Origin of the sequence: Delftia sp. PE138 (genome assembly GCF_018320755.1) — a bacterium.
GTDB lineage: Bacteria > Pseudomonadota > Gammaproteobacteria > Burkholderiales > Burkholderiaceae_C > Comamonas > Comamonas tsuruhatensis.
In genome coordinates, this window is record NZ_JABEPN010000004.1 from 322,169 (window position 1) to 342,014 (window position 19,846).

Annotated in this window: 20 protein-coding genes and 1 riboswitch; of the genes, 11 read left to right on the forward strand and 9 right to left on the reverse strand. The window is 66.2% G+C overall.

Annotation, left to right across the window (positions count from 1 at the left end; all coding sequences use genetic code 11):
- Nucleotides 1-467 precede the first annotated feature (467 nt).
- From HFGMBDPB_RS16465 to HFGMBDPB_RS16480, 4 genes are all read left to right on the forward strand, one after another.
- The gene (locus HFGMBDPB_RS16465; RefSeq protein ID WP_012205541.1) at nucleotides 468-1,430 is read left to right on the forward strand and encodes an AurF N-oxygenase family protein; all 963 of its coding nucleotides are present in this window, start codon (nucleotides 468-470) and stop codon (nucleotides 1,428-1,430) included.
- Nucleotides 1,427-2,506 (forward strand): 2Fe-2S iron-sulfur cluster-binding protein, encoded by a 1,080-nt coding sequence (locus tag HFGMBDPB_RS16470; RefSeq protein ID WP_212645803.1) that lies wholly within the window; start codon nucleotides 1,427-1,429, stop codon nucleotides 2,504-2,506. Before HFGMBDPB_RS16465 ends, HFGMBDPB_RS16470 begins: the two co-directional genes overlap by 4 nt.
- A gap of 51 nt (nucleotides 2,507-2,557) precedes the next feature.
- Entirely contained in the window at nucleotides 2,558-3,262 is a 705-nt protein-coding gene (locus HFGMBDPB_RS16475; protein WP_212645804.1) for a glutamine amidotransferase, read from the forward strand.
- Nucleotides 3,263-3,355: 93 nt separating this feature from the next.
- Nucleotides 3,356-3,724, forward strand: coding sequence for an antibiotic biosynthesis monooxygenase family protein (locus HFGMBDPB_RS16480; RefSeq protein ID WP_012205544.1), 369 nt, complete (start codon nucleotides 3,356-3,358; stop codon nucleotides 3,722-3,724).
- A gap of 212 nt (nucleotides 3,725-3,936) precedes the next feature.
- Here HFGMBDPB_RS16480 and HFGMBDPB_RS16485 read toward each other — a convergent pair whose 3' ends face one another.
- Nucleotides 3,937-4,278 carry an H-NS histone family protein gene (locus HFGMBDPB_RS16485; protein ID WP_016446025.1) on the reverse strand — a complete coding sequence of 114 codons (342 nt, stop codon included), beginning with the start codon at nucleotides 4,276-4,278 and terminating at the stop codon, nucleotides 3,937-3,939.
- Between the two features lie 383 nt (nucleotides 4,279-4,661).
- Here HFGMBDPB_RS16485 and HFGMBDPB_RS16490 point away from each other — a divergent pair, with 383 nt between their 5' ends.
- Nucleotides 4,662-4,982, forward strand: a complete 321-nt coding sequence (locus HFGMBDPB_RS16490; RefSeq protein WP_012205554.1) for a heavy metal-binding domain-containing protein — start codon at nucleotides 4,662-4,664, stop codon at nucleotides 4,980-4,982.
- A 40-nt stretch (nucleotides 4,983-5,022) separates the two neighbouring features.
- On the opposite strand, the gene HFGMBDPB_RS16495 is transcribed toward HFGMBDPB_RS16490, so the two are convergent.
- Entirely contained in the window at nucleotides 5,023-5,973 is a 951-nt protein-coding gene (locus tag HFGMBDPB_RS16495; RefSeq protein WP_212645805.1) for an ABC transporter substrate-binding protein, read from the reverse strand.
- 4 nt (nucleotides 5,974-5,977) lie between these two features.
- A complete protein-coding gene (locus HFGMBDPB_RS16500) occupies nucleotides 5,978-7,900 on the reverse strand; it encodes a TonB-dependent receptor domain-containing protein (protein ID WP_212645806.1) in 1,923 nt (640 codons plus the stop codon).
- Nucleotides 7,901-7,970: 70 nt separating this feature from the next.
- Nucleotides 7,971-8,196: riboswitch (cobalamin riboswitch) on the reverse strand.
- 96 nt (nucleotides 8,197-8,292) lie between these two features.
- Here HFGMBDPB_RS16500 and HFGMBDPB_RS16505 point away from each other — a divergent pair.
- On the forward strand, nucleotides 8,293-8,682 hold the full coding sequence (locus HFGMBDPB_RS16505) for a hypothetical protein (protein ID WP_016446029.1): 390 nt from the start codon (nucleotides 8,293-8,295) through the stop codon (nucleotides 8,680-8,682).
- 25 nt (nucleotides 8,683-8,707) lie between these two features.
- On the forward strand, nucleotides 8,708-8,899 hold the full coding sequence (locus tag HFGMBDPB_RS16510) for a helix-turn-helix transcriptional regulator (protein ID WP_013802457.1): 192 nt from the start codon (nucleotides 8,708-8,710) through the stop codon (nucleotides 8,897-8,899).
- A 9-nt stretch (nucleotides 8,900-8,908) separates the two neighbouring features.
- Here HFGMBDPB_RS16510 and HFGMBDPB_RS16515 read toward each other — a convergent pair whose 3' ends face one another.
- Complete coding sequence (locus HFGMBDPB_RS16515) at nucleotides 8,909-9,715, reverse strand: sulfite exporter TauE/SafE family protein (RefSeq protein WP_212645807.1); 807 nt, start codon at nucleotides 9,713-9,715, stop codon at nucleotides 8,909-8,911.
- A gap of 128 nt (nucleotides 9,716-9,843) precedes the next feature.
- Here HFGMBDPB_RS16515 and HFGMBDPB_RS16520 point away from each other — a divergent pair, with 128 nt between their 5' ends.
- Nucleotides 9,844-10,623, forward strand: a complete 780-nt coding sequence (locus tag HFGMBDPB_RS16520) for an AraC family transcriptional regulator (RefSeq protein ID WP_212645808.1) — start codon at nucleotides 9,844-9,846, stop codon at nucleotides 10,621-10,623.
- An 81-nt stretch (nucleotides 10,624-10,704) separates the two neighbouring features.
- Nucleotides 10,705-11,778, forward strand: a complete 1,074-nt coding sequence (locus tag HFGMBDPB_RS16525) for a hypothetical protein (protein WP_212645809.1) — start codon at nucleotides 10,705-10,707, stop codon at nucleotides 11,776-11,778.
- Nucleotides 11,779-11,799: 21 nt separating this feature from the next.
- On the opposite strand, the gene HFGMBDPB_RS16530 is transcribed toward HFGMBDPB_RS16525, so the two are convergent.
- A complete protein-coding gene (locus tag HFGMBDPB_RS16530) occupies nucleotides 11,800-13,023 on the reverse strand; it encodes an MFS transporter (protein WP_212645810.1) in 1,224 nt (407 codons plus the stop codon).
- A gap of 76 nt (nucleotides 13,024-13,099) precedes the next feature.
- On the opposite strand from HFGMBDPB_RS16530, the gene HFGMBDPB_RS16535 reads away from it, so the two are divergent.
- A complete protein-coding gene (locus tag HFGMBDPB_RS16535; protein WP_209801686.1) occupies nucleotides 13,100-13,549 on the forward strand; it encodes a winged helix-turn-helix transcriptional regulator in 450 nt (149 codons plus the stop codon).
- Between the two features lie 3 nt (nucleotides 13,550-13,552).
- A complete protein-coding gene (locus HFGMBDPB_RS16540; RefSeq protein ID WP_249343473.1) occupies nucleotides 13,553-14,044 on the forward strand; it encodes a rod shape-determining protein in 492 nt (163 codons plus the stop codon).
- A gap of 95 nt (nucleotides 14,045-14,139) precedes the next feature.
- On the opposite strand, the gene HFGMBDPB_RS16545 is transcribed toward HFGMBDPB_RS16540, so the two are convergent.
- The 4 genes from HFGMBDPB_RS16545 to HFGMBDPB_RS16560 all read right to left on the reverse strand — a co-directional run bounded on the left by HFGMBDPB_RS16545 (nucleotide 14,140) and on the right by HFGMBDPB_RS16560 (nucleotide 19,747).
- Nucleotides 14,140-16,134 carry a TonB-dependent receptor domain-containing protein gene (locus HFGMBDPB_RS16545; RefSeq protein WP_074922140.1) on the reverse strand — a complete coding sequence of 665 codons (1,995 nt, stop codon included), beginning with the start codon at nucleotides 16,132-16,134 and terminating at the stop codon, nucleotides 14,140-14,142.
- 310 nt (nucleotides 16,135-16,444) lie between these two features.
- Entirely contained in the window at nucleotides 16,445-17,905 is a 1,461-nt protein-coding gene (cycA, locus tag HFGMBDPB_RS16550) for a D-serine/D-alanine/glycine transporter (RefSeq protein WP_151020442.1), read from the reverse strand.
- A 216-nt stretch (nucleotides 17,906-18,121) separates the two neighbouring features.
- On the reverse strand, nucleotides 18,122-18,532 hold the full coding sequence (locus HFGMBDPB_RS16555) for a polyhydroxyalkanoate granule-associated phasin (RefSeq protein WP_016453442.1): 411 nt from the start codon (nucleotides 18,530-18,532) through the stop codon (nucleotides 18,122-18,124).
- Between the two features lie 123 nt (nucleotides 18,533-18,655).
- Nucleotides 18,656-19,747 carry an MBL fold metallo-hydrolase gene (locus tag HFGMBDPB_RS16560; RefSeq protein WP_212645811.1) on the reverse strand — a complete coding sequence of 364 codons (1,092 nt, stop codon included), beginning with the start codon at nucleotides 19,745-19,747 and terminating at the stop codon, nucleotides 18,656-18,658.
- Nucleotides 19,748-19,846 lie beyond the last annotated feature (99 nt).

Below are 19,846 nucleotides of genomic sequence, written 5' to 3' on the forward strand. Positions count from 1 at the left end.
AGCACGGGAATCGGCAGCGCCCGGATTATGGAAGGATTTGGAAACCAGGGCGCATCGGTAATGGGCAGTCTACAAAGTGCAGCGGCCTTGATTCCGACCATGTTTCAGCGGGTGAGCAGACCAATTAAGGTGGCATGCCAATGTAAACCGTTGAAAAAAGCGGTCTGGTTCATTGGCGAAAATAGGTCTGTTTGAATCCACGCTATCTCCATAGAATTCGCCGCCAGACGTTGAAAGTCATGAGATCCAATACCGCCAGGAATCATCCGCAATCTGCAGTTGGGGAGATTGATTCAAGGTGGAATATGACAGAGTGAAGAAATCCATGACAACGTATCTGCCATCTGCAGCGTCAATTGCAGTGCCATTTGCGGCGCCATTGGTGATTGCGGCAGATGGAGAAAGCGGGGGGAGGGAATAGGCGATTTGACTCAGATCAATCAAGTTCAATCACACGGAGTTGAAAAATGAATCTCGATATCTCTCGGACAGATGACGCCGTGCGCGATGCGCTCAAAAAGCTGTCCCTGCTCTGGAAGTCAAGAGCGGCCGTGAATCAGGACCTGCCTGATTACTGCGGCTTGGCGTTCGACCCCGCCCGGCAGGACTTCACCGCCTCGCTGCTGCCGTTTCGCGATCACCAGGCATGGGTGGAGGCGCCACAGCACCTGCGCGACCAATGCCTGTCCTACGCCTGGGGCATCTACAACCTCAAGACCATCTACATCGAGTGCAACGTGGTCACGCCGGCCTGCGAGGACATCATCAAGACCCCGCCGCCCAGCGCCAACCGGGCGCTGCTGCAGGACGTCATGTCCCAGGCCCTGCTGGACGAGGCCCTGCACACCCGCATGTCCATCATGGCCTGCAACTACATCTACGAGATGCGCGGCCTGGCGCCGCTGGACTACGCGGACTTCAACCTCGTCGGCTGGCGCAACGGCGTGCTGGCGCAGTGCGGCGCGGAATGGGAGCGCCGCCTGGCCCGCTTCGCCATTGCCTGCGCCAGCGAGACCCTGATCACCGACTACCTCAAGACCATGGCCGAGGACCGAAGCATTCAGCCCATCTGCCACGAGGTCACGCGCACCCACGCCGTGGACGAATGGAGCCACTCCAGCGTCTTCAGCTCGGTGGCCACCGACATCGTCCAGGGCCTGAGCAACCGTGAGCGCAGCTACCTGCGCTCCATCATCCTCAAGACCGTGCAGATGTTCGCCAACAACGAGCTGGGCGCCTGGTCCACCGTCTTCACCATGGTCGGCATGCCGCATGCGCGCGACATCCTGCACGACGTGGGCGACAGCAACGAGATCGGCGTCTACACCGACTCGGTGCAAAGCCTGATCGACCGCATCGGCCTGGCGGGCCGCAACCTGGGCGGCAGCGTGGCGCTGGTGTCCTCGGTCCTCGAGGAGATGCAGGCATGAGCGCCGCCCTCCAGGCAGGCAGCATGCTCGCGCGCTGCGCCGCGGCACGGGCAGAGGCGGGCGGCGTCATGGTCTACACCCTGCGCGTGCAGGGCGCCTCGGCGCAATTCCTCGGCGGCCTGCGGCCCGGCCGGCATGTGGCCGTCGAGCATGCCGACGCCAGTGGCACCATGCAGCAGCGGCTGTACTCCATCACCCGCTACGAGCCCTGCAGCGAGCACGACGGCGCCGGCCAGTTCGACATTGCCGTCAAAAGCTCGGGCCGGGGCAGCGTCTCCGACCACATGCATGCGGTGCTGCGCGCAGGCTCCACGCTGCCGCTGGGCGGCGTGGCCGGCGACATCACGGCCGACCTGGTGCTGGGCCTGGACTCCCTGGTCATGCTGGCCGGCGGCATCGGCCTGACCTTGCCGCTGGCGCTGCTGCGCGAACTGGACCGGCTGCGCCAGCAGGGCCGGCGCGTGCCCCGCACCACGCTGCTGCTGTGCTTTGCGCGCATGGCCGACATTCCGTTCCTGCAGGAGCTGCAGCAGCTGTGCGAAACGGCCCCCTGGTTCGACCTGCGTATCCACATCACGCGTGAAGACATTGCCGCCCACGGGCCCTTCGTGCCGGGCCGCCCCTCGCAGCAGTCCCTGCTGGCGCTGGGCCAGCCCCAGGCCGTCGTCATCTGTGGCGGCCACGCCTTTGCGCAGACCTTTCGCGAGCATGCGCGGGCCTGCTTTCCCGGTGCCATACAGCACATCGAGGCCTTCACGCCGCCTGCCGCATCCACCGCCCAGCCAGGCGAGACCGCGCAGGCATGCCAGCTGCAGATCGCGCACAGCGGGCAGATTGTCGAAGCCGCGTCCGGCAAAAGCCTGCTGGAGATCCTGGAAGGCGTGGGCATTGCCATCCGCAGCCAGTGCCGGGCCGGCATCTGCGGCAGCTGCCGCATCCGCATCACGGGAGGCAGTTCACGGCTGGAGGCGGACTTTTGCCTCAGCGATAGGGAAAAGGAAGCCGGCTATGCCTTGGCCTGCTGCACCTTCCCCTCGGCAGGCCATATCCACGTCGATCTCAAGCCCGGCGCCTGACGGGCTCCGCACGTTCCAAGCCACCCTCCTGTATCCACCTGAGTTCCTCCCATGAAAAAAGCCATCGCGCTGCGCCACATCCACTTCGAAGACCTGGGCACCCTGCATGCCGAGTTCGCCAGCCGCGGCTACGAAGTGCAGTACGTCGATCCCAGCATCGGCGAGCTTGACACCCTGGACCTGGGCCGTGCCGACCTGCTCGTCGTGCTGGGCGGCCCCATAGGTGCCTATGACGAGGCGCTTTATCCCTTCGTTGCCCAGGAGCTGGCGGCCGTGCGCCGCTGGCTGGACAGCGGCAAGCCGCTGCTGGGCATCTGCCTGGGCGCGCAGCTCATTGCGCGCGCGCTGGGCGCCAGGGTCTACCCGCTGGGCGTCAAGGAAATCGGCTTCTCGCCGCTCACGCTCACCGACGCCGGCCTGGCCTCGCCCCTGTCCAGGCTGGACGGCGTGCCCGTGCTCCATTGGCATGGCGACCAGTTCGACATTCCCGAAGGCGCCGTGCACCTGGCCGGCACCGCCATCGGCGCCAACCAGGCCTTCGCCGTCGGACCGCAGGTGCTGGGCCTGCAATTCCATCTGGAGGCCGACGCGGCCCGGCTGGAGCGCTGGCTGGTCGGCCATGCCTGTGAGCTCGGCATGGCCAAGGTGGACCCGCGCACCCTGCGCGCCGATGCCCAGAAATACGGCGGCCTGCTGGCGCTGGCCGCGCGCGATGTGCTGGCCGCCTGGCTGACCCACCTGGAGCGCAGCCGCTGAACCTGCGGCGCCGCCCATTCACCCATTTCCCCCACGCCGGAGCCGCGCTGCGCGGCGCCGGAATCTCTGTTCCCGAAAAAAGGAGAGTTGAAGATGGTTGTCGTACTGTTCGAACTGCAGGCCTTGCCCGGCCAGAACCAGACCTATGTGGATCTGGTCAACAAGCTCACCCCCATGCTCAAGCCCATGGAGGGGTTCATCTCCGTGGAATGCTTCCAGAGCACGCTCAACCCCGAGAAAGTCATGTCCGTCACCACCTGGCGCGACGAGGAAGCCGTCGTCCAGTGGCGCAACGTGGAAGCCCACCTCAGCGCCCAGCGCGCCGGCCGCGACAAGATCTTCAAGGACTACCGCGTGCGCGTCACCCAGGTGCTGCGCGACTACGGCCTGAATGACCGCGCGCAGGCGCCTGCCGACAGCATCATGGGCAAGGCAGGCAGCTGCCCCGTCAGCCACGCCTGAGGGCTGGCGGTGCCGCAAAGGCCCGGCTGGTCCCCCTGCCGGAGCGCGATGCACGCCATCGAAAGAAAGATGCCGGCAGTGACTACGCTGCCGGCGCCAGGCCGGAAAAAAAGCCCGCTGAATGCTCAGAGGGCTTTTTTTCGGAAGGCACAGATTCCTTCGCATCGGAACTCCACCGCACGGCATCCTGCGTGCCGCCGTGTGCAGCGCCTTCAGTTGCGAGCTGCCGCTGCCGCCATTTCTGCGAGGAACGGGCCTTGGGCCGCCTCGGGTTTGCGTTCGATGAGGAAGTCGTCGCGATCCTGGTCCTTGATCCAGTTCGGAGGCTTGCCGCGACCTGTCCACGTTGCTCCTGTAGACGGATCGCGATACTTCGCCGGTGCGCTGGTTTTTGCTGGGATGTAGGGGAACACTTGCTGCTGGGTGAATCCGAAATCGGTCACCAGCTTCTGGACCTTGGACAGGGCTGCGTCGGCCGCCGAGGTGCGGGCCTTGGCAATTTCCATGTCCAGCGCGGCCTTGGCCGCAAGGAGTTCTTTGAGGGACTGTGTCATAGGGGGTGCGAAATTTTTGAAGCCAGATTATGGGGCTGATGGGGCGCGCGCTTGCCGAACCTATCGTGCCGGATCGATCGTGCAAGCCTGGGGCGCGGGGAAGATGTTGCGGCTTGCGGCGCCTTGCACTGCCATGGGGCGCTGCGACGCGGGTGGAGCCGAATAGGTGGGTCTCGCATTGATTTTTTCGCTACCTAGATGGAGATGAGTCCCAATGGCTCCTGCACGCGATTGAATTTTTTGAAACCACCTTCCGAGATCTGAAGGCGAAAGATGATAGCGCAGGCCTATGTCAGACTGCAGCTTGCAGGCCTGCCTTGCGTTGGGCTCGCGCAGGCTGGGCGGCCAAAATCCATCTTCAACATCTTCACCGAGGATTTCTCATGATCATCACCACCACCCCCCAGATCGAAGGCCGCCGCATCACCCGCTACTGCGGCGTGGTCGCGGGCGAGGCAATTTTGGGCGCCAATGTGTTCAAGGACTTGTTTGCCGGGCTGCGCGACATCGTGGGCGGGCGGTCGGCCACCTATGAGCGCGAGCTGCAGCGGGCGCGCGAGATTGCGCTCAAGGAGCTGGAGGAACGCGCCCAGGAACTGGGCGCGAATGCCGTGGTGGGGGTGGACCTGGATTACGAAGTGCTGGGCCAGGGCAACGGCATGTTGATGGTGTCTGCCAGCGGCACGGCCGTGGTGCTGGAGTAGGCAAGGTCATTGGCCAAGCGGGCCAGGGAGGCCAGCGAAGTCAACGAGGCGCCGTGCCCCGCATCTCCAGGCAGCGGGCCAGCGCTCGCGCCGCCTCGCCCAGGCGCGGGCCGGGGCGGGAGACCACGTCCGTCTCGACCAGGTCCAGCGCGCAGATGCGGCCCGAGCGCACGGCGGGCATGCGGCTCCAGCCGGGGCGGGTGGCAAAGCTGGCCGATGGCGTCTGCGGCGTGTGGATGATGAGTTCCGGCTGCTGGCGCAGCACGTATTCGGGTGTGATGCGGGGGAAGGGCCCCAGGTTGGGCGGCAGCACATTGCGCGCGCCCAGGCGCTGCAGCAGCTGGCCTATGAAGGAGTCCGGCCCTGCCGCGTAAGGCGTGGCGTCCACCTCGAAATACACCTTCTGCCCGGCGGGCGCTTGCGCAGCCAGCGCCTTGGCCTGCTGGTCCACCTCGGCCTGCATGCGCGCCAGCAGGGCGTTGGCGCGCTGCACCTGCAGCAGCTGGTCGAGCTTGTGCAGTACCTGCTCCAGCTGCGCCATGTCGTTGGCGTCCAGCGCCAGCACGGGAATGCCAAAGCGCTCCAGCTGTGCGATGACGGGTGCGGAATACGCCATCAGCACCACGTCGGGCCTGAGCCGCACGGTGGCCTCGACCAGCGGGGCAAAAGTGTGGCCCAGCTTGGGCAGGGCGGCCACGCGCGCCGGGTGGTTGGAGAACTCGTCCACGCCCACGATGCGCTCGCAGGCCTCCAGCGCGCACAGCGATTCGGTCAGCGAGGGCAGCAGCGAGACGATGCGCTGCGGCACGCGCTCCAGGCGCACCTGACGGCCGCGCATGTCGGTGACGGTGTAGGTGGTGGTTGCCCCGCCCGTTCCCGCATCCGCCGCCTTTTGCGCAAAGGCGTTGCCCGCGCCGCCTGCGCAGGCCAGGGCGGCAGTCAGCAGCAGGATGCGGGGCAGGCGCGAAAGCAGGCGCAGAAGCAGATGCATGGGGTCAGGGCAGAGGTGTCCAGCGCACGCTGACGAACACGGTGCGGCCTGCGTTGGCATAGCCGCGCGTGGGGGCGTAGTCGCGGTCGGCGATGTTGTTGACACGGGCCAGCAGCGTCCATTGCCTGGTCAGCTGGCGCTGGGCGTAGAGGTTGACCACGCCGTAGCCGCCCAGCTTGAAGGTGTTCGCCTCGTCGGCGTAACGGCCGCTGTACAGCTGCGCTTCGCCGCCCAGCGTCCAGCCGGCCGCCTGGGTGTCGGCGTTGAGCTTGAGCATGCGCTTGGAGCGGTAGGGCAGCAGCTTGCCGGTCTCCAGGTTCTCGGGGTTCATGAAGTCCAGCGAGGCGCCCAGGTTGGCGCTGCCCAGGCGCGTGCCGCCAGACAGCGTCAGGCCGGTGATCTCCACGCTCTGCCAGTTGCGGTAGCAGTTGCAGGGAACGGCGCTGTTCCAGTCGTAGGTGATCAGGTTCTTGAACCTGTTGCGGTAGACCACGGCCGAGAGGCGGTTGGCACCGGCCGCATAGTGCAGGCCCGTTTCCACGTTGGTGCTGCTTTCGGGCTTGAGGTCGGCCGCCGCCTGGCCCGTGAAGCGCTCGTACAGCGTGGGCGTTCTGAAGGCCGTGCCGGCCGATGCCACCCAGCGCCAGCGCTGGTCGATCTGCAGGCCGTAGCCCAGGCCGCCCGTGGTCTTGTTCTGCTGGTCGCGCACCTGGTCGTGGCGCAGGTTGGCGTCGAACTGGTGGCGGCCCTCGGTCAGGCGCCAGCCGGCCGACAGTGAGTTCTGCACGCGCCGGCTGTCGGTGTTCTGCGTCCAGGCGTATTGCGTGTCCAGCTTGTCCTCGCGGCGCTCCAGGTCGATGTTGAAACGGTGCTGGCCCAGCGTGAACAGGTTCTGCAGCAGGTAGTTGGTGGAGCTGCCGTCGGCGCGTTCGGGCGACTGGGTGTGGCGGTCGCTTTGGCTGTCGGTATGGGAGATCTGGACCACGCTTTTGTACATGGCGTTCCAGCCGGCCTGCCAGCGCAGGCTGCCGGTGGTGTTCTTGACCACGTCGTAGTCGTCGAACGGCGGCGGGCTCTGGTCGTAGTGGGTGCGCAGGCGGCTGTGCAGCAGGCTGGCATCGATCTGGTGGATGCCCGTTTTGTAGCCCGCGTTCAGGCCCAGCGAGGTGTTGCTGTAGCCATCCTTGTCCGGGTTGGGCGAGAAGGTGTTGCCGGGGTAGACGTCGAAGCCGTCGCTGCGCTCGTCAGCCAGGTTCAGCCCATAGGTGAAGCCGTTGGCCCCGCCCTGAAATCCCGTGGCCAGCTTGCTGGTGCCCTGGTTGCCGATGCCCGCCTCGGCATAGGCGCGGGTCTGGCCGTCCGCCCGCTTGGTGAAGATCTGGATCACGCCGCCCATGGCGTCTGAGCCATAGATGGCGGCGGCCGGGCCGCGCAGCACTTCGATGCGCTCGATCTGCGCCAGCGGCAGGGTGGACCAGACCGCGCCACCCTGCAGCTCCTGCGAGCTGTAGCGCACGCCGTCGATGAACACGGCAGTGTGCTGGTTGCTGGTGCCGCGCAGGTAGACCGAGGTGACCTGGCCCGGCCCGCCGTTGCGGTTGATCTGCACGCCCGGCACCTGCACCAGCAGGTCGGCCACGCCGGTGGCGCCGCTGCGGGCAATGGTCTCGGCGTCGATCACGGTCATGTCGGCCGTGACGGTGCGCAGGGGCTGTTCGCTGCGCGAGGCGGTGACGACCACGGTATCGAGCTGGGAGGTCTGTGCGCGCTGCGCCTGTTGTGCCTGTTGTGCCTGTTGTGCCTGTGCATGGGCCTGGCAGGCCAGCAGCGAGGCCGCAGCCAGGGCGGACAACGTGCGCAGTACGGGGAACGCCGAGGGCGAGCGAAGAGCGGCGCCAGGGGCGCGCGCGAGGGCGAGGGTGTGCATGGATGCGAGCCAGTTGCGCGCCAGCGACCCCGCCGGCACGGAAACCACAAAGACCGGCTGCGCTGCATGCGCGGCCGGCCGCCTGTTGGCCGGTATCCAGACTGGTGACGCACTCGCCAAGGCCTTCCCGGGCTGTACGCCCAGTGGCACGGGTTTGGCGGGGGCCGGTGCCATGCACGCGGCGTTTCACTCACTGTTGCGGGGGCAGTACATGCGGGCGGCTTTATCTGGCCGCCCCATGTTTCCCGTTTAACCGCAGCCCCTGGGGCTGCTGGCACCAACGGCGGCGATTGTACGGCGGGGCGTTCAGTGCCGATGTAAAGCTTGCTTGACATGCCCGCGGGTGGCATCGCACAATGTCAAGCATCCTTTACACATTGCGAGAAACTTCCATGAATCAAACAACGGTCACCAACCGCCGCTACCAGAAGGAGCTGGGATTTGCGCTGCTGCTCTACATGGCGCTGTTGGTGGGGGCGCTTTTGCTCAGCGCCGACATGCAGGCCGGGGCCCCGCGCACGGCCGTGCTGCTCAGCCCCATGCTGGCGTTTGCGCTGGCCGTGCGGGCCATCGTGCGCCTGGTGCGCGATACCGACGAGTTCCTGCGCAAGTCCATGCTGGAGCAGCTGGCGATTGCGGCGGCGGGCACGGCCGGCATCACCTTCACCTACGGATTCCTGGAAATGGCAGGTTTTCCCAAGCTCAGCATGTTCATGGTGTGGCCCTTGATGGGTGCGCTCTGGGTGGCGGCTTCGGTGGCCCACTGGCTGCGCAGCCGATGAGCCGCGCTGCAGAGGCGGCCCGGCGATGAAAAACACCATCCGTGAACTGCGCGCCGAGCGCGGCTGGAGCCAGGCTGCGCTGGCTGACCTGCTGGGCGTGTCGCGCCAGACCGTCAATGCCATAGAGACGGGCCGCTACGACCCCAGCCTGCCGCTGGCCTTTGCCATCGCCCGGGTGTTCGAGACCCGGATCGAGGCGATCTTCCAGGAGGGTTGAGCGCAGCGCTCAGGCCACGATCATGACCAGCAGCACCAGGCCCAACAGGGCCAGGTAGGCCTTGGCATGCAGGGCATCGGGAATGCGGCCGATCAGCGGGGCCGCCAGCCTGATGCCTGTCCACGATCCGGCCGTCAGCAGCGCAAAGGCCTGCAGGTCCACATAGCCCACATGCCAGGGGCCCAGCCCCGCGCCCTGCGATGCCAGCATGTAGGCAGCGGTGCCCGCTACGGCCATGGGCAGGGACAGCGGGCTGGCCATGGCCGTGGCGGCCGCCATGCTGGCGCCGCGCCGGCGCATCAGCGGCACGGTCATCACGCTGCCGCCCACACCCAGGAAGGCCGCGATCGCACCAATGGCCAGGCCCGCCGTGGCCGCCGCCCGCCGGCCCATGGGCTGCATGCCGGCGGCGGTGCCGTGCACGAAGCCTGGGCGCAGCAGCGCGTCGGCAATGGTCAGCGCAAGGTAGGCAATGAAAGCCCAGCGCACCCAGTCGCCGCTGATCCAGGTGGCGGCCGCCGCGCCCGCCACTGCACCGGCCGCGATGAAGCCGGCCAGTGGCCGCACCTGATCCCAGGGCAGGGCGCCCGCGCGGTGCTGGCGCAGCGTGGCCATGGAGGCGCCGAAAATCATCACGCAGGTGGAGGTGGCCACGGCAATGTGCATGGCAGCCTGGCCAACGGCGGAGTCCGCGCCGTGGATGGAGGTCAGCAGCGCATAAAGCAGCGGAACGGCCACGAAGCCGCCACCAAAGCCGAAGAGCACGGTGGTCACGCCGGCAAGCACACCGAAAGCCAGCAGCAGAAGAGGGAACACAGACAGTCCTTTGGAAAAAACGAGCAAGGACTGAACCTTAGGATGCCGCGGTTTGGCCTGCTTTCGCGGATGGGTCAATAATCCTTGAATTCCTGCCAAAGCCTGTTGGCTGTTTTCCGGACATCCCCATGCTCAACATCCCGCTGCATTCCGTGGACGCCGTGGCGCGCGATGTGCTGGCCATCGGCACCGACTACACGCCTGGCACGCTGCTGCCCACGCACAGCCACCGGCGTGCCCAGTTTCTCTACGGGATGAGCGGGCTGATGGAAGTGGAAACCGACGACGGCGCCTGGACCATTCCGCCCTACAGCGGTGTGTGGATTCCGGCCAGCAAGCCGCACAGCGTGCGCATGCAGGGCGTGAGCACGCGCAGCCTGTACATCGAACCGGCTGCTGCGCCCCGCCCGGGTGTGCATTGCGAGGCCCTGGTCGTCTCCCCGCTGCTGCACCAGTTGCTGCTGTCCTGCGCCGACCTGCCGGCGCTGTACGACGGAGCGGGCCGCGACGGCGCCCTGGTCACGCTGGTGCTGCACGAGCTGGCCTCGGCCCGCAGCCTGCCGCTGTTCGCGCCCATTCCCCGCGACGAAAAGCTGGCCGCCCTGTGCAAGCAGTTCCTGGCCCAGCCCAGCATCCGCGCCACGCCGCAGGACTGGGCACAGGCGCTGAACAAGAGCCTGCGCACCTTCAGCCGGTTTTTCCAGCAGCACACAGGCATGGCCTTTGGCACCTGGCGCCAGCAGGCCTGCCTGCTGGCAGCGGTGTCGCGGCTGTCTGCGGGCGCATCGGTCACGCAGGTGGCGCTGGACCTGGGCTATGACAGCCCCAGCGCGTTTTCCACCATGTTCCGCAAGACATTGGGGCGGGTGCCTTCGGAGTTGGGCAGCAAAGGCATGGCATTGCCATAAAAGCGCGACGGGGCATTGGGCAGGCGCGGGATTTCCGAGATTTCGCGGCAGAATGCAGGCCTATTTGTCTGACCGCTCCAAATGCTTGAATTTATTCGAACCGTCTTTTCGGGGTTCTCCGGTTCTGCCCGCGATCCGCAGTCTTTTGCTCATCGAGAGCATGCGCCGCCACCAGGAGAAGTCCTCGCGGAAGGGAAGGACGCCTTTGTCTTTTCAGCACATTGGACGATTGAAAACGAATTTCCCATTCTGGATTGGGAGGCTGCCCAGGAATGGCTTGACGCCATTGCCGACGAGACCCAGCGAAGCGCTGCCTGCACCCGGCTGCGCAAAGGCTGGCTGGAGCATATGCGCCAGGCCCTGGGCCCGTACTACGCGCTGCATGAAACCGAGCACGCGATGCTGGTCAGCAGCCAGGAAGACCATGTGGCCAAGGCAACCCTGGGATTTGTGCGCAGAACGCAGCAGCGTATCGAAAGCGTGCTCGACGGGATCGCCCTGTTTCCGGAAGGCTTCAGCGAGGCGCTCATCGTTTTTGATGACAAGCCCGAGTACTACGGCTATCTGTCGCACTGCTACGACGGGGAAGAGATAAGAAATACCGACAGCGTCCTCGTCACGGCAGGCGAAGGTCATCTGGTGATGCTGAAAGCAGACCTGGGTACGTTGGAGCCCTTGATTGCGCGCAATCTCACGCATGCTTGCCTGCTGCGTCTGCCTCTTCCTGTATGGCTTAATGCCGGGATTGCGTCCCATATGGAGCAAAGCCTCTATGGCCACATGAAATCGCTGACCTCACCCATGCAGATGCATGCTCGGCATCAGGCATTCTGGAATGCGCAGGCGATACAGAGCTTTTGGAATGGTGAATCCTTCAGGCAGTCCGCAGATGCCAATGAGTTGTCCTACGATCTGGCGCGCATTCTGGTGTCGCAGCTGAGCAGGGATTGGCCGGCATTTCGGGATTTTGTGCTGCAGGCGGATTGGAATGATGGCGGCGCTGCTGCCGCAATCACTCATTTGCAACGCAATCTGGGCGGCATCGTGGCGGCCATTCTGGAGCGCACTTCGTCCTGCGGTCTGGAGCCTGATCCGTCGCAGTGGGAGTCCGAACTGGAGGACGAGGCCGCCGTGGCTACGGTAGCTGCGTCCTGACTCGCTCCATGCATCTGTGGCTCAGTTTGTTGCCTGGGCAGGTATGCACGCAGTCGATGCCGCCTCCCGCGTCATGGCCCAGAACGCCAGGGCTGCCAGGCTGAACGCCGCGCCCGCAACGCAGACGCCGTGCCAGCCAAACCGCGCGTAGGCGTTGGTGGAAATCAGCGCGCCCAGCCCGCTGCCCACGGCATAGAACAGCATGTACAGCCCCACCAGCCGGCTGTGGGCCTGCGGGTTGCTGCGAAAGATCAGGCTCTGGTTGGTCACATGCAGGGCCTGGCCGCCCAGGTCCAGCAGCACGATGCCGGCGACCAGCGCCCACAGCGATTGTTCCAGCAGCGCAATCGGCGCCCAGGCCAACAGCAGGATCACCAGCGCGCCCAGGCTGGTGCGCTGTGCGAAACCCTGGTCTGCCCAGTGCCCGGCACGGGCCGCGGCCAGTGCACCCACCACGCCGGCCAGGCCAAAGGCGCCGATGGCCGTGAGCGACAGGCTGTAGGGCGGTGCGCTCAGCGGCAGGACCAGGGCGCTCCAGAAGATGTTGAAGGTGGCAAACATCAGCAGGGCCAGCATGCCGCGTGTGCGCAGCATGCGGTCCTGGCGCAGCAGCTGGAGCATGGAGGCGAGCAGCTGCGTGTAGCTGGGTGCATGCAAGGGCGCCGCCAGCCGGGGCAGTTGCCGCCACAGGGGCCAGGCCAGGGCCAGCATCAGCAGGGCCGAGCAGGCATAGACGCCACGCCAGCCAGCCAGGTCACCCACGGCGCCGGCAAACACGCGCGCCAAAAGCAGGCCGATGAAAACCCCGCCCTGGGCCGCGCCCACCACGCGCCCGCGCTCATTTGCCTGGCTGGCGCTGGCCGCATAGGCGATCAGCCCCTGCGTCATGGCCGTGCCCAGCAGGCCCACGGCCAGCATGCCCGCCAGCAGCAGAACGGCCGAACGCGCGGTGCTGACTGCCGCCAGGGCCAGCACCAGGCCCAGCAACTGCAAAAGCATGAGCCGCCGCCGCTCCAGCCGGTCGCCCAGCGGCACCAGCAGCAGCAGTGCCAGCGCGCAGCCGGCCTGCGTGGCCGTGACCACCCCGCCCACGGCTGCATGGCTGATGCCGAAGTCGGCCGCCAGCGCCTCCAGCAGCGGCTGGGCGTAGTAGACGTTGGCCACGCTCAGGCCGCTGGCAGCGGCGAACAGCAGCACCAGGCTGCGCGGCATGCGGACCGTGTCCGAGGCTGGGAAGGCTTTCATGAATTGAATCCAATTGCAAAACAAAACTGGTTGGATGCTAGTTGAACCAGTTTTGAAATGCAACCAAAATAGCGCCATGAAAGAAGACACCCGTCCTGACACACCGCAGCCCTGTCCGGTGGCCCGCTCCCTGGATGTGATCGGCGACCGCTGGTCGCTGCTCATCGTGCGCGATGCTTTCGATGGCATCAGCCGCTTTGGCGATTTCCAGCGCAGCCTGGGCGCGGCCCGCAATATCCTGGCCGACCGGCTGCGCCGGCTGGTGGAGGCCGGCATCCTCGAAACCCGACCCGCCGCCGAAGGCTCGGCCTACCTGGAATATGTGCTGACGGCCCGGGGGCTGGACCTGTTCCCCGTCATCGTGGCCTTGCGGCAATGGGGCGAAGGCCATTTGTTTGCGCCCGGCGAGGCACATTCGCTGCTGCTGGACCGCCACAGCGGCCTGCCTGTCCAGCCCATGCTGCCGCGTGGCGGTGATGGCCAGGCCTTGCTGCCGGGCCAGACCGTGGTTCAGAAAATCGATTGATGGATGTCCATGCTCTCTGCCTTCCTGCCACTCATCTACGTACAGATTTCTCCCGAGCGCCTGACGCTGACAAATCCGAAAACGGGCCAGACCCTGTCGGAGGTTCCCGAGCTGGCCCTGAGTCCGCCGCCCCGGCGCCGGATTCTGGCGGCCGGCCCGCAGGCCAGGCTCGCGGCTGCATCGGAGCCTGCGGAAGTCGTCAATCCGTTCGCGCATCCGCGCTCGCTGATATCGGACTTCGTGCTGGCCGAGCACCTGCTCAAGTACCAGCTCAGGCGCATGCAAGCCGGGGGCTGGCTGGCGGCCTCCCCGCACATCGTCATCCATCCGCTGGGTGACCCCGAGGGCGGATTCACCCAGGTGGAACTGAGGGCCTTGCGCGAGCTGGGCAGCGCGGCCGGGGCCTCGAAGGTGAATGTCTGGACAGGCCGGCCCTTGACAGACGAGGAATTGCTGGCGCGCAAGGCCCCTGCGCAGGGCGGCATCTGGGAGTGAGGCCCTGTTCCTCGCCATGAAAAAAGCGCCCGTCACAACGGGCGCTTTGACTGGGTCAGCGCAAGGGCCGATAACGCGCTATCAGAACCGCGCCATCAGAACCTGGCCGTCATCCCCACGAAGTAGGTACGGCCGCCGTTGTCGTAGTTGGCGCCGATGGTGCGGGTTTCCTTGTCGGTCAGGTTGATGATGCCGGCGCGCAGGGTCATCGAGTCGGTGACGTTGTAGTTCATGGACACGTCGAACGTCGTGTAGGCCTTGGCGAAGGTGGTGGCCGTGCCCGTGGTCACGACTTCCTTGCCCACGTGGCGGGCGCTGAACATGGCGGACCAGCCCTGGCGGATCTGCCACTGCAGCGACGAGTAGATGGACAGCTCGGGCACGGCCAGCAGCGAGGCGCCCGTGCTCAGGTTCTTGGACTCGAACATCTTGGTGATGTTGGTGTTCCAGGTCAGGCCCTTGGCCAGGGGAACGTTCACGAAGCCTTCCAGGCCGCGCGTGCGGGCACGCTGGGCGTTGGCCATGCGGGTCCACCAAAAGCCGTTGTACAAGCCCAGCGGCTGGTAGTCGATCTTGTTCTTGAAGTTGGTGTGGAAGTAGGTGGCACCCAGCGCCCAGCCATTGCGGTCCCAGCTGGTGCCCAGCTCGAAGTTGGTGCTGGTCTCGGGCTGCAGGTCGGGGTTGCCGGCCATGTAGCAGCCGCGCGTGCCGTCGGCATTCACGCTGGTGCTGGTCCAGCCCATGCCGGCCAGGCTGCGGCAGCCGTTGCCCCCGGATTGCGTGGCGGCGCTGGCCGAGTTTTCCTTCAGGTTGGGCGCACGGAAGCCGCGCGAGACGCCGCCGCGCACCGTCCACTCCGAGGCCGGGTGGTAGACCAGGTAGGCGCGCGGGCTCCAGTTGTTGCCGTATTTCTGGTGGTGGTCCATGCGCAGGCCCAGCGTCAGCGCCAGGTTGTCGCGCAGGAAGATCTGGTCCTCGCCAAACAGCGCCCAGGTGGTGGCGCTCAGGCCCGAGCCCGAGACCGGGCGCCCCGCGTAGTCGATGGGAGCCAGGCCGATGGTGTCGCGGTTGTCCAGCGACTCGCGGCGCCACTGCATGCCCAGCGTCATGGCCTGGTCCAGGCCCCACAGCTTCAGGGGCTTGTCGATGCGGCCGTCCAGCGTGGTTTCCTTGGAGTTGTTGCCGATGGTGTCGCCCTTGTCCTCGTACTTGTTGTGCACGAGGTTGAGCTTGGAGGTCATGTCGCCCCAGCGGCCATCGTGGCTGAGGCCGAACTTGGTCTGCTCCAGCTTGCTCAGGCCCCATTGCGATACCACGGGGCGTCCATTCACCAACCGATCGGAGCCCGTGGCGCGCTGGATGCCTTGCGCGGCCTCGATGCCGATCACCTGGTCGGGCGTGAGCTGCCAGTTGAGCAGGGCGTTGAGGTTTTGCTTGCGCGAGCCGGCCGTGGACTGGTAGGTGCCCGGGAAGCCGCCCGTGCCCTCGTCAGCAGCGCGGTCCGTGTAGTTGCCGCCCAGGCGCAGGCCGAACTTGTCGGACAGCGGGCCGCTGATGTTGAAGCCCAGCTGGCGCGTGTCGCCGCGGTCGCCGTCGGAGGGCTTGCTGTAGTTCAGCGTGGTCGAGCCGCTCCAGCGCTTGCCGATCTTGCGCGTAATGATGTTGATCACGCCGCCCATGGCGTCCGAGCCGTACAGCGAGGACATGGGGCCGCGCACCACCTCGATGCGCTCGATCATCTCGGGCGAGATCCAGTCCAGGTCCTGCGAGCCCAGGTCGTCACGGTAGTTGATGCCGGCCGAGTTGCCCTGGCGCTTGCCGTCCACCAGGATCAGCGTGTACTTCTCGGGCAGGCCGCGCAGCTTGATCTTGGACTGGGCGCCCGTGCCCGACAGACCGCCGGTCACGCCGGGAATGGTGGACAGCAGCTCGCCGATGCTGGTGACGGGCTTGCGCTCGATGTCTTCCCGCGTGATCACGCTGATGCTGGCCGGCGCCTCCTTGATGTCCACGGCCGTGCCCGAGGCGGTCACCACCACGGTGGACAGGGACGTGTCGGCCTTGCTGTCGGCCGTCTGGGCATGGGCCATGGCTGTGCATGCCAGGGCGACGCAAAGAGGAAGTGGGCGGAGCACCGAGATTCTGACCATCTTTGTAAAGTTCCGTATGGGTTAAAAATCAAGGTGCGAATGATAACGATTTGTATCTACATCTTTCTCTTCACGTAAAGACAGTTGTTTTTTGTTCACGCGTTATCTAATCGCTGGACACGCCTGAGGCGTTGTGCACAAGTCTGGTGCACAAAATGACGGGGGTCGGCAGGGCACTGAGAGAAAGCACGGGGTGCGGCGCCTCCGTGCAAAGGCCGCCCCGGAGCGCAGGGGGCGGCCAGAAACCAGGTCAGCGCGGCTTGGCCACGGCGCCCGGCAGGGCGCTGGAAGGCTCAGCGCAGCTGCCCGAGGGTTGGCTCGATGCCCGGCGGCGCACGAACTGGTAGGCAATGGCCAGCAGGGCAAACCAGGCCGGCGTCACCACCAGCGCCTGGCGCGTGTCGGCCTGCAGGGTGAGCAGGCCCAGGATGGCCGCAAAGAACACCAGGCAGGCCCCGCACATGGCCACGCCGCCCGGCATCTTGTAGCGCGAAGCCTCATGAAGGGCCGCGCGCTGGCGCCGGTAGGCCATGTACGACAGCAGGATCAGCGACCACACGAACATGAACAGGATGGCCGATACCGTGGTCACCAGCGTGAAGGCTTCCACCAGATCGGGCACCACCCACATCAGAAACGCGCCGGCCAGCAGGCAGGTGCAGGAAAACAGCAGCCCGCGCGAGGGCACGCTGCTGCGCGACAGCCGGTGGAAGGACTTGGGCGCATCGCCCTTGAGCGCCAGGCCATAGAGCATGCGGCTGGTGGAGAACACGCCGCTGTTGGCCGACGAGGCGGCCGAGGTCAGCACCACGAAATTGATCACGCCCGCGGCGGCCGGCAGGCCTGCGAGCACGAACAGCTCCACGAACGGGCTCTTGCCCGGCACCACGTCGCGCCAGGGGGTGACGGCCATGATGGCGATCAGGGCCAGCACGTAGAACACGATGATGCGCACGGGAATGGAGTTGATGGCGCGCGGCAGCGTGCGCTCGGGGTCCTTGGCCTCGGCGGCCGTGGTGCCCACCAGCTCGATGCCCACGAAGGCGAACACGGCGATCTGGAAGCCCGCGAAAAAGCCCATCATCCCGTTGGGGAACATGCCGCCGTCGTTCCAGAGGTTGGACAGGCTGGCCGCACGCCCCGCAGGCGAGACGAAGGCGGCACCCACCATGTACAGCCCCGTTGCCACCAGGGCCACGATGGCCACGATCTTGATCATGGCGAACCAGAACTCGATCTCGCCGAACAGCTTCACGGTCAGCAGGTTCAGGCCCAGCAGCAGGCCCACGCAGGCGATGGCCGGGGCCCACTGGGGCAGGTCGGGGAACCAGAACTGGGAGTAGGCCGATATGGCAATCACATCGGCAATGCCCGTGACGATCCAGCAGAACCAGTACGTCCAGCCCGTGAAGAAGCCCGCCCAGGGCCCCAGCAGATCGGCCGAGAAATCGATGAAGGATCGGTACTGCAGGTTGGACAGCAGCAGCTCGCCCATGGCCCGCATCACGAAGAACAGCATCACGCCGATGATGGCGTAGACGAAGACGATGGACGGACCCGCCAGGCTGATGGTCTTGCCCGAGCCCATGAACAGGCCCGTGCCGATGGCACCGCCGATGGCGATGAGCTGGATGTGGCGGTTGGTGAGATTGCGCTGCAGGTCGTCTTGACCGTGCAGGCCCTGGCCGGCAGGCGGGGCCTTGTGTGTCATCAGAGAACTCCGGGGAAGACTGGCAAAGCGATGGCAGAAAGGAGAAAATCCGCCTGCCGCGGCCGTGTTTTCAGTCTCTGCATGGAGTCCATGCCTGGAAATGCGGCAGCGCAGCAAAACGGAACGAAGGCCGCGAGGATACCTGAACCTCGCCCCCGCATCAGCCCTGCCGCGCCGTGCCGCTCCAGTCAATGAAGCGGGTTTGATATGGGTGGATCAGCCGCGCGCCAGGCGCCGGGCGTTGGCCACTGCGGTGCGGTGCACGGGGGCCATGCCCTTGCCCACCACGCCCCACATAGCGTTGCTCCATTGCGAGGCCTGCGATGCCAGTGCGCCCCCATTCCAGGTGGAGGCGCTCCAGGGCATCCACCACATGCGCATCCAGGCCTGCATCAGGGCCTGGCTGGCGACCATGGACTGCAGGCCCATGGCGGCCCAGGATTGGTGGAAGGCTGTCTGTTTCTCGGACACCATGCGCGTGAATTCGCGCCGGTCCCGTGCGGAGGGATTGGCCCCGGCCAGCGCCATGCGGGTGAGCCTGTGCGCCACCACCTGCGGCGCGGCAATGGCCAGATCGGTGGCCTGACGGGCCACCGAAGCGGCCTTGGAAGATTTGCGGTTTGCCATGTGCGCTCCTGAAGCTCTGGATCCATTTGCCGGATCTACCTGCCAGATCCACTTGCCGGTTCCACTTTAGCCAGATGCATGCCGGTCCGCGTAGGCCGATGACGCAATGCAGCAAAAACGCGTTTATCGCGGCTGGGGCCGGGGTGCCGGCGCGGCTCCGTCCTGCGTGACCTCAGATACCAGGGCGCGCCACCAGCGCTCGCCTGCATGGGGGGCGGCCAGGTCCACGCGCTCGCCCATCATGGGCGTGGCCACGGCAATGCCGTGCTCGGCGCCCAGGGCCAGCACGCGCTCGAAGGGGTCCCACCAGGCATGCATGGCCAGGCTGAAGGTGCCGTTGTGAATGGGCAGCAGCCAGCGTCCGCCCAGGTCGCGGTGGGCCTGCACGGTCTGGGCCGGGTGCATGTGGACATAGGGCCAGTGCGGGTCGTAGGCGCTGGTCTCCATCAGCGTGAGGTCGAAGGGGCCGAAGCGCCGGCCGATTTCCGCAAAGCCGTCGAAATAGCCGCCGTCGCCGCTGAAGAAGACACGCAGCGTGTCGGCGCTTGCCAGGTCCTCGATGACCCAGGACGCCCACAGCGTGCGGTTGCCGTCGCGCAGGCCCCGGCCCGAGAAATGCTGGGCCGGCGTGGCCGTGAAGCGCAGGCCGTCCACCTGCACGTCCTGCCACCAGTCGAACTGGCGCACCTTCTCGGGGGCCACGCCCCAGGCCATGAGCCGGTCGCCCACGCCCAGCGTGCACAGGAAGAAGTCGACCCGGGGCGCCAGGGCGCGGATGGTGGCACGGTCCAGATGGTCGTAGTGGTCGTGCGAGAGCACCACGCCGCGCAGCGCGGGCAGTTCATGCAGGGCGATGGGCGGCGCATGAAAGCGCTTGGGGCCGATGAAGGAAAAGGGCGAGGCGCGCTCGGCAAACACCGGGTCGGTGATCCACCAGCCGCCGCGCAGTTTCATCAGCAGCGTGGAGTGGCCCAGGCGGTACAGGCTGCGCTCGGGCGCGGCGGCCAGGTCGGCCGGGGTGAGCCGCTGCACGGGCAGGGGCGCCGCAGGCTCGGTGTTCTTGGGCTTGTTGAAGAAGAAGTCCCACATCACCTTGGCGTCGGGCTGGGGGGCATTGGCCGGGCGGGGATGGATGTTGCGAAAGCGCCCGGCCGACGATTGGGGCGATTGGGAGTAGTCGGCAATCGGGGCGCGGAAGATGCGGGTTGTTTTCACGGTGCTCCGTCGGTGTTCAGGCCGCCGCCATCATGGAACCGATGGCGCAGCCCTGTCGAGATGGTGGTCTTGGCGACCCCGTTCAAGGCGCCTTGCGTG